General features: G+C 52.2%; 8 protein-coding genes and 1 pseudogene. All 9 read right to left on the bottom strand.

All coding sequences use genetic code 11. The features are described 5' to 3' along the window. Positions 1–174: 174 nt before the first annotated feature. Positions 175–1,495: pseudogene (hisIE, locus tag HMPREF9473_RS12530) on the bottom strand (bifunctional phosphoribosyl-AMP cyclohydrolase/phosphoribosyl-ATP diphosphatase HisIE). 133 nt (positions 1,496–1,628) lie between these two features. Continuing rightward, positions 1,629–2,345, bottom strand: coding sequence for a 1-(5-phosphoribosyl)-5-[(5-phosphoribosylamino)methylideneamino]imidazole-4-carboxamide isomerase (hisA, locus tag HMPREF9473_RS12525; RefSeq protein ID WP_006780485.1), 717 nt, complete (start codon positions 2,343–2,345; stop codon positions 1,629–1,631). 21 nt (positions 2,346–2,366) lie between these two features. Next, the gene (gene ybaK, locus HMPREF9473_RS12520; RefSeq protein WP_006780484.1) at positions 2,367–2,849 is read right to left on the bottom strand and encodes a Cys-tRNA(Pro) deacylase; all 483 of its coding nucleotides are present in this window, start codon (positions 2,847–2,849) and stop codon (positions 2,367–2,369) included. 21 nt (positions 2,850–2,870) lie between these two features. Beyond that, positions 2,871–3,275, bottom strand: coding sequence for an HI0074 family nucleotidyltransferase substrate-binding subunit (locus HMPREF9473_RS12515; RefSeq protein ID WP_006780483.1), 405 nt, complete (start codon positions 3,273–3,275; stop codon positions 2,871–2,873). Then, entirely contained in the window at positions 3,262–3,543 is a 282-nt protein-coding gene (locus tag HMPREF9473_RS12510; protein ID WP_006780482.1) for a nucleotidyltransferase family protein, read from the bottom strand. Before HMPREF9473_RS12510 ends, HMPREF9473_RS12515 begins: the two co-directional genes overlap by 14 nt. 3 nt (positions 3,544–3,546) lie before the next feature. Beyond that, the gene (hisB, locus tag HMPREF9473_RS12505) at positions 3,547–4,134 is read right to left on the bottom strand and encodes an imidazoleglycerol-phosphate dehydratase HisB (protein ID WP_006780481.1); all 588 of its coding nucleotides are present in this window, start codon (positions 4,132–4,134) and stop codon (positions 3,547–3,549) included. Positions 4,135–4,270: 136 nt separating this feature from the next. Beyond that, complete coding sequence (hisD, locus tag HMPREF9473_RS12500) at positions 4,271–5,563, bottom strand: histidinol dehydrogenase (protein WP_006780480.1); 1,293 nt, start codon at positions 5,561–5,563, stop codon at positions 4,271–4,273. Between the two features lie 82 nt (positions 5,564–5,645). Beyond that, complete coding sequence (gene hisG / locus HMPREF9473_RS12495) at positions 5,646–6,302, bottom strand: ATP phosphoribosyltransferase (RefSeq protein WP_006780479.1); 657 nt, start codon at positions 6,300–6,302, stop codon at positions 5,646–5,648. Further along, positions 6,299–7,600: an ATP phosphoribosyltransferase regulatory subunit gene (gene hisZ / locus HMPREF9473_RS12490; RefSeq protein ID WP_050810034.1), complete on the bottom strand. Its 1,302-nt coding sequence runs from the start codon at positions 7,598–7,600 to the stop codon at positions 6,299–6,301. The genes hisG and hisZ overlap by 4 nt, the downstream gene beginning before the upstream one ends. Positions 7,601–7,620 lie beyond the last annotated feature (20 nt).

The following is a 7,620-nucleotide window of genomic DNA, read 5'->3' as shown; positions in this document are numbered from 1 at the left end:
CCATCTTATTACTATCTCCTAGTATAGCAATGTGTATACTACTTGGCAAGAAGGAAAAGAGAAGATGAAATAGAAAACAGCAGAATCCATTGATTGGTTAACATAAAATATTTATGTCAACTTGTTGGCTGGATGCTGCTGTTTGCACAATCTGTACTATCTGTATCTGCTTTGCTACCGGTTGGCCAGTTCTTCGGTAATCTCCTCCCAGGTCACACCCTTCTCGGCCATCAGGACCATCACATGGTACAGGAAGTCGGAGATTTCGTATTTGATTTCCTCCGGGTCCGGGTTCTTGGCCGCGATGATAATCTCTGTGGCCTCCTCCCCTACTTTTTTCTAAGATTTTATCGATGCCCTTGTCAAATAAGTAGTTGGTGTAGGAACCCTCTTTTGGGTTCTCTTTTCGGTCGAGAATCACGTGGAAGACGTCCTCAAACACTTTGAGAGGATTGGTGTCCGCGTATTCCTTCCGGGCTAAAGGCTGGAAGAAACAGCTGCGGCTGCCGGTGTGGCAGGCGGCTCCCACCTGGCGCACTTTTGCCAGAATGGTATCGTTGTCGCAGTCCAGGCTTAAGGATTTCACATACTGAAAATGGCCGGAGGTCTCTCCCTTTAACCACAGGGACTGACGGCTGCGGCTGAAATAGGTCATTCTGCCGCTGTGGAGGGTAGCCTCATAAGCTTCCTCGTTCATGTAGGCCATCATCAACACCTGGTCCGTCTTGTAATCCTGGACAATCACCGGAATCAGGCCGTCGGAGTTCAGCTTGAAGCTGCTCCATGGGATGGCGCTCTCGAAGGTGTCCACAGGAATCTGGCGGGCTTTCAGGGCCTGTTTTCTGGCCATACAGTCTCTAGGACTGTCAGAGGGCAGGTTTAAGATGGCGCCGCCAATCAGCGGATGGCAGAGCCATCTGGCTGTCTCCTCCTCTTCCCCGGAACAGATGACAAAGCAGGTGATGGGACTGGCCGTGTGCTCCGGATGGGTATCTGATACGGTATCCGCTCCTGAAGCATCGGCGCCATTGACATTGGCGGATTCAGCCGCCAGTTCATCCAGCTGCATCAGAAATTCCCGGGTGATATCCGAAGTATCCAGAATCATCACGGAGGCGCCCAGCTGGGCGTACTCCTCGATACGGCTGATATACCCGGCCTCCGGCAGATACGCATAGATTTTTTCACTGCCAAACCGGTCGGATGCCTCTTTTATCATATCCAGATTGTCCTCGTCGGAGACATTTAAAAAGACGGCTCTGGCGCCGGCGTAGAGATATTTCTTGACGTCCTCCAGGCGCTTGACGCGGCCTCCTACTATCAGTGGAACGTCCACCTTTCTGGCAATGGTCTTGATAATGCCGATGGTCTGCTCGTGCCCATCGTCGCTGTCTGACAAATCCCGTATCAGAATCTCGTCGGCGCCATTGTCGCTGTAATACTGGCTTAATGCAAGAATATCCTCCGTCACCGCGTTACGGCTGCTGTCTGACATCACGGCCATTCCATCCTTACAGCCGAAGCACGGAATCAGTTTTTTATACTGCATAGCTTCCTCCTCATTTTTCCACTAACACTGCTTTCCGGTTGTGGTTCCTATAAAACCGGCCTGTAACCCGTCACGGATTCTATCCAAAACAGGCAACGGCCTCCTCCAAATCAATCCGCTTCTCGTACAGCGCCTTGCCGATAATCGCCCCTTTGATGCCCTCCTCATAGAGCTGGCACAAGTCCTCCATGGAGGAAACGCCGCCGGAGGCAATGATATCCATGCCGGTCTCCATCGTCAGCTTCTTTGTCATCATCACGTTGGGGCCTGACAGCATGCCGTCTCTGGCGATATCCGTGTAGACAATGTGCCGGACACCGTATTCCTTCATCTGCTTACACAAATCCAGGGCGGAAATGCTGCTCACTTTCTCCCACCCCTCGATGGCCACCATGCCGTCCTTGGCATCCACGCCCACCACAATGTGCTCCGGGCCGAATTCCACCACCAGTTCCCGGATAAACTCCGGATTCTGGACCGCCTTTGTCCCGATAATCACACGGGCAACGCCCAGATTCAGCATGTACTGTACCGTCTCCCGATTCCTGATTCCGCCGCCAATCTGCACCGGCACCGATACCGCCTGCACAATACTGCGAATCACATCCTCGTTGACGGAGGAGCCGGCCAGCGCGCCGTCCAAATCTACCAGATGAAGAAAGGACGCTCCCTTCTCCACCCACAGCTTTGCCATGTCGGACGGGGTGTCCGAGTATATTTTTACCTGGTCAAACAGGCCCTGGGTCAGCCGGACACATTTTCCTTCCTTGATATCAATCGCCGGATATAACTGCATAAATTACCTCCCATCGTCTTCTCATATGTCTGTATCTACGGTAAGCTCCGAAAGCTCATACCGGACAATTTTCTTCAAATCCTCCGGACTCACCTCCACCTGATATCCAATCCGGCCGGCGCTGAAGATGATCGTCTCAAACCCGGCCGCCGATGAATCCACGGTGGTCTTGAATGACTTCTTCATCCCGATAGGGGAACAGCCTCCATGGATGTACCCAGTCAAAGGAAGAAGTTCCTTCGCCTTAATCATCTCCACCGACTTCTCTCCCACCGCTTTCGCCGCCTTCTTTAAGTCCAGCTCCGCCGCCACCGGAATCACAAACACATAATACTGTCTGCTCTTTCCCACCGTCACCAGCGTCTTAAACACCTGCGCCGGATTCTCCCCCAGCGCCCGCGCCACCTCCACGCCGCTGACCGCGTCCGTATCCGCATAGGAATGCCCCACATAGGGAATCTTCTTCTGCTCCAAAAGCCTCATCACATTCGTCTTCTCGTCCACCTGGCAACCTCGCAATCCATGTTATAACTCATTAAGAATCTCGCCGTAATGCCGGTCAATACTATCCTTTAAGCGCTGAAAGGCCGGAATATACTGTTCCAGTATGCGCTTTAACAATCCCAGCGACAATTCTTTGCTGTATATATGGGCCGTATCATTCCTGTCCTTCAGCATAGATAGCCATACCTCTTCCTCGATAAAGTCAAAACAGACATAGGCAGCCTTGATAATCTCACGGGGAGAACCTGTATGCCCCTCTGACTTTCCTTCGTACAACAGCAATTCTTTTAAAACTTTCCAGCTCAATTCAAACTGCAATGAAAATTTATCGATAATGCCGCTGATAATAAACTCATTTGTTAAATCTTCACCTGGCGCCTGTTCGAGAATTGTCAGATGACTGACATAATTATCATATTTTTTCATAAAGAATGACTCCGTCTTTTTTGATTTCCTGTTTCAATTCTTCTGAGATTCCATCCTGCTCCATATCAATGATATCATATTGCAGCAATGTCCATGTCTGCTCCTCCACCTCATGCTGAAACTGCTCAAAATCGTCACATCCGTAGACAGCAATATCAATATCACTTTTCTCGTGGTTGGTATTTCTTGCCCTGGAACCGAATAAAACAATCTTCTGAACCCGGTTTCGTCTCCCTATCTTGGCAATTTCCTCGTAGATTCGCTCCATTTTTTATAAACTCCCTTTCGTCGACAACACGTCGGTGATTCGCTCGTCATACCTGGTGGCCTCGTCCAGGGACTTGGCGAAGGCTTTGAAGGCGGCTTCGATGATGTGGTGGTTGTTGATGCCGGAGAGCTGTTTTAGGTGGAGGTTCATCTCGGCTCCGTAGGATACGGCGTAGAAGAATTCACGTATCATCTCGGTCTCTAAATCGCCCACCTTTTCCCGGTCCAGGGTTAAGTCGTAGACCAGATAGGGGCGGCCGCATAAGTCCAGGGCGCATAGAATCAGCGCTTCGTCCATGGGGAGAATCTTGGAGCCGTAGCGGACGATGCCTTTTTTGTCGCCTACGGCCTCCCTGATGGCCTTTCCAAGAACGATTCCGGTGTCCTCTATCGTATGGTGGGTATCCACCTCCAGATCGCCTTCCACGGATACCTGCAAATCGAAGAGACCGTGGCGGGCAAAACCATGGAGCATGTGGTCGAAAAAGCCAATGCCGGTGTGAATCTCCGCCTGGCCGGTGCCATCCAGATTCAGCGTCATACGTATTTTGGTTTCGTTGGTATCACGGGTGATTTCTGCCCTGCGTGCCATATGTGTTCCTCCTGACTGTTCTTGTCAACGATTCTGGCATATTTATTCTGCCATGTTTATTCCGTCAAATCTATTCTGTCAACCAATTCTATCAAATCTCTCCTGCCATGGCAGGAGAGATTTATTTCTAATCTACTTATTCCTCAAACCTAACTTTAATCGAATTCGCGTGCGCCGTCAACTGTTCCGCCTCCGCAAACGCGATAATATCTTTATGAACCGGCTCCAATGCCTCTCTCGAGTAGTAAATAATGCTGGATTTCTTGATAAAATCATCAACCCCCAGCGGTGAGAAGAATTTTGCCGTCCCGTTGGTCGGCAGCACATGGTTCGGCCCCGCGAAATAATCGCCCAGCGGCTCCGAGCTGTACTCCCCGATAAAGATAGCCCCCGCATTCTGAATCTTCGTCATCACCTCAAAAGGATTCTTCGTCACTATCTCCAGATGCTCCGACGCAATCTCATTGGCAGTGTCGATGGCATCCTCCATATTATCCGCCACCAGAATATACCCGAAATTCTCCAGCGATTTCTCCAGTATCTCTTTCCTCGACAATTCCTTAACAAACTCATCCACCTGAGCCGACACCTTCTCCGCCAGCTCCATACTGGTCGTCACAAGTATCGCCGACGCCAGCTCATCATGCTCCGCCTGTGACAGCAAGTCCGCCGCCACAAACCTTGGATTGGCCGTCTCATCCGCCAGCACCAGAATCTCACTTGGCCCGGCAATGCTGTCGATGCTGACATGACCGTACACCGCTTTCTTCGCCAGCGCCACAAAGATATTCCCCGGTCCCACAATCTTGTTGACTCTCGGAATTGACTCCGTCCCAAAGGCCAGGGCCGCCACCGCCTGGGCGCCGCCCACCTTGTAGACTTCCGTGGCCCCCGCCAGATGGGCCGCCGTCAGCGTCACCGGATTCACCTTCCCGTCTTTCCCCGGAGGCGTCACCATGACAATGTGCTTCACACCGGCCACTTCCGCCGGGATAATATTCATCAGCACGGAGGACGGATAAGCCGCCTTCCCGCCCGGCACATAGACGCCAACGCTTTCCAGCGCCGTCACCTTCTGCCCCAGAATCGTCCCGTCCGGCTTGCTGTCAAACCAGCTGTGCTGCACCTGCTTCTGGTGATAGTCCCGGATATTCTTCATGGACTTTTTCATCACCTCCAGAAGCGATGGCTCCACCAGCCCCATGGCCTCCTCGATCTCCGCCTCCGTCACTCTCACATTGGAAGCGTCAAGCGCAGCGCCGTCAAATTTGGCCGTGTACTCAAAGACAGCCGCATCCTGTCTCTCCTTCACGTCATCCACAATCTGCTGAACCGTATCCGCATAGCTGTCATAATTGTTGGGGTCCCGCTTCAACAGATTGGATAAAATATTTTTCTTGGCATTTTCCTCTAATTGAACAATTCTCATATGTCCCTCCATATCTCCTGCTTTTCACACACTACTCACCACGCACATGCGTTTTCCATCACGTTTTCCATCACGCTTTCCGTCATCTGCCCGCATCTTCTCCCGCCAGCACTTCCCGCAGATCATGAATCAGCTTCGTAATCCGCTCATTTTCCCGCTTCATGCTCACCTGGTTGACAATCACCCTGGCGGACAAATCACAGACCTCCTCCAGCACCGTCAATCCATTTTCCCGCAGGGTGGAGCCGGTCTCCACGATATCCACAATCACTTCCGACAGCCCCACAATGGGCGCCAGCTCAATAGAGCCGTTCAGCTTGATGATTTCCACCGTCTGATGCTTCTTATTATAGAAATAGTCCCTGGCAATTCCCGGATATTTCGTCGCCACCCGAATCATCTCGTGGTGCTGCAATAACTCCCTTGCCGACTCCGGCCCACAGACACACATCCTGCATTTCCCAAAGCCCAAATCCAGCACCTCATAGAGCTTCCGCCCCTCCTCCAGAATCGTATCCTTGCCGGAAATGCCGATGTCCGCCGCCCCGTACTCCACATAGGTCGGCACATCGTTGGCTTTCGCCAGGAAAAACCGAATTCCCAGCTCCTCATTGACAAAGATGAGTTTTCTGGAACTCTTATCCTTCATCTCCTCACAGGTAATGCCGACCTTCTCAAACAACTCCATGGTCTTCGACGCCAGCCGCCCCTTCGTCAGCGCAACCGTCAGATATCTCATACGCAATCCCCCGTCTTCTCTTCCTGTTGTGGCTCCACGCCCAGATACTCCGCCAGCGAGAGCATATGGCTGTCGCCGGTGGTGGTGTTGATAAACCGAATCTCCTCCCCATCCTTTTTAAGATAGAGCAGATTGGCAATCCCGCTTCGCCCGCCAAAGGCCCGGTAATCCTCAAGCTCCTGCCTGGAGGACCGTCTCACCAGCTGCACCGGCACCTGCTTTTCCCGGAAATATCCCGCCAGCCTCACCGCGTTCATCTGCGCGCTCTCCTCATACAACACCATGGTGCGGACCATATTGGTCTTCACCTCGATGTTCTGTCTGGCCAGCGCCTGCATCACCCGATCAATCACAATGGCAAACCCAACCGCCGGAGCATCCTTTCCAAACTGCACCAGCAGCTTGTCATAACGGCCGCCGGTTACCACATAATCACCCATTCCATAGGTATAAGCCTTGAAAATAATTCCTGTATAATACTGGTACTGGCTGAGCATCCCCAAATCATAGGAAATGTAGTCCGCCAGCCCGTAAGCCTCCAAAATCCGATGCACCTTCTCCAGCCGCTCAATGGCCTGCAAGGCCCGCCGGTTGGTAGTCAGCGTCTTCGCCAGCTGAATCTGCTCGATATTTCCGAAAAATTCCGGCAGCTTCAATATCACATGACGCAATTCCTCGTCCATGGACTGCTCCAGCAGCAGCTCCTCCGCCCCGAAGAAATTTTTGTTCTCAATCAGTTCCCGCAGGGTTTCCTGGGTCTCAGCGTCCATTCCCGCTTCCTCCACCAGCCCCCGGAAGAACTCCACCTGGCCCAGCTCCACCTGGAACTCCTGCAAGCCGACAGCCTTCAGCGAGTCAATCACCATGGCAATCATCTCCGCGTCCGCACTGCTGGAATCATCTCCAATCATCTCCGCCCCGGTCTGGGTCACCTCTTTCAAACGCCCCTGATAGCTGGTGTTGTTGATAAAAGTCCGCTCCAGATAGCAGAGCCGCAGCGGCATGGTCTCATCCATGTAATACTTGGCCACGCACCTGGCGATAGCCGGCGTCATATCCGGCCGCAGCACCAGCGTGTTGTTGTCCCGGTCGAAGAACTTGAACATCTCCCTGGAGCTGACGCTCCCCCGCTGTTTGTTGAAAATATCAAAGAATTCAAAGGTGGGTGTCTCAATATTCTCATAGCCGTACAGATGGAACACATGATTGATTCCCTCCTGTACCGATAATTTCTTCGCGCATTCCTTTCCGTAGATATCACGGACCCCGTCAGGGGTATGTAGTAACGTCACAGCCATCTTCTCCTTCCTTTGCACTG

It is taken from the genome of Hungatella hathewayi WAL-18680, assembly GCF_000235505.1.
In the GTDB taxonomy this organism is placed as follows: Bacteria; Bacillota; Clostridia; order Lachnospirales; family Lachnospiraceae; genus Hungatella_A; species Hungatella_A hathewayi_A.
This window is presented reverse-complemented; position numbering and strand designations above follow the sequence as displayed.

Coding starts and splice junctions, on each gene's coding strand:
- hisD (WP_006780480.1), bottom strand. CDS start 5,563: ATGAGAATTGTTCAATTAGAGGAAAATGCCAAGAAAAATATTTTATCC.
- hisB (WP_006780481.1), bottom strand. CDS start 4,134: ATGGCACGCAGGGCAGAAATCACCCGTGATACCAACGAAACCAAAATA.
- HMPREF9473_RS12515 (WP_006780483.1), bottom strand. CDS start 3,275: ATGAAAAAATATGATAATTATGTCAGTCATCTGACAATTCTCGAACAG.
- HMPREF9473_RS12510 (WP_006780482.1), bottom strand. CDS start 3,543: ATGGAGCGAATCTACGAGGAAATTGCCAAGATAGGGAGACGAAACCGG.
- hisZ (WP_050810034.1), bottom strand. CDS start 7,600: ATGGCTGTGACGTTACTACATACCCCTGACGGGGTCCGTGATATCTAC.
- hisG (WP_006780479.1), bottom strand. CDS start 6,302: ATGAGATATCTGACGGTTGCGCTGACGAAGGGGCGGCTGGCGTCGAAG.
- hisA (WP_006780485.1), bottom strand. CDS start 2,345: ATGCAGTTATATCCGGCGATTGATATCAAGGAAGGAAAATGTGTCCGG.